Origin of the sequence: Halomonas sp. ND22Bw (genome assembly GCF_003011945.1) — a bacterium.
Classification (GTDB): domain Bacteria; phylum Pseudomonadota; class Gammaproteobacteria; order Pseudomonadales; family Halomonadaceae; genus Halomonas; species Halomonas halophila.
Genome location: NZ_PXWD01000171.1, coordinates 1 through 449, shown reverse-complemented (window position 1 = coordinate 449; position 449 = coordinate 1). Strand labels below are relative to the sequence as shown.

Annotated in this window: 1 protein-coding gene; it reads right to left on the bottom strand. The window is 70.4% G+C overall.

Annotated elements, in window-relative coordinates; translation table 11 throughout:
* Window positions 1-449 (bottom strand): glutamate-cysteine ligase family protein (locus tag CVH10_RS17535; RefSeq protein WP_219924758.1); only part of this gene is annotated, 449 nt, incomplete at both ends.

Below are 449 nucleotides of genomic sequence, written 5' to 3'. Positions count from 1 at the left end.
CCAGCAGGCGTTCGGCGGGGGTGATCCCGCTGTCGGCGATGTCTTCCAGTTCCGACAGATAGCCGCGCTCGTCCACCATGCCGCCCGAGAACCTGGCGCGGTTCTTCAGCCCCTGTTTGGCGAGGGCGACCAGAGCGACGGCGATGTCGCGCTCGCGGCGGCCCGCGACCTCGGCCTTCAGGCCCAGGCGCGTCACGTCGCGGCGCAGGCGCTCATGGTCGGCGATGTCCCAATCCTTGACCAGGTCCCAGGCGGCGGCCAGCGACGGCGCGTCATACAGGACCCCGGCCCACAGGGCGGGCAGGGCGCAGATGCGGCTCCACGGCCCGCCGTCGGCGCCGCGCATCTCCAGATAGGCTTTTAGCCGCACCTCGGGGAAGAGGGTGGTCAGATGGTCGTTCCAGTCCTTGAGCGTCGGATATTCGCCGGGCAGGGCGGGCAGTTTGCCG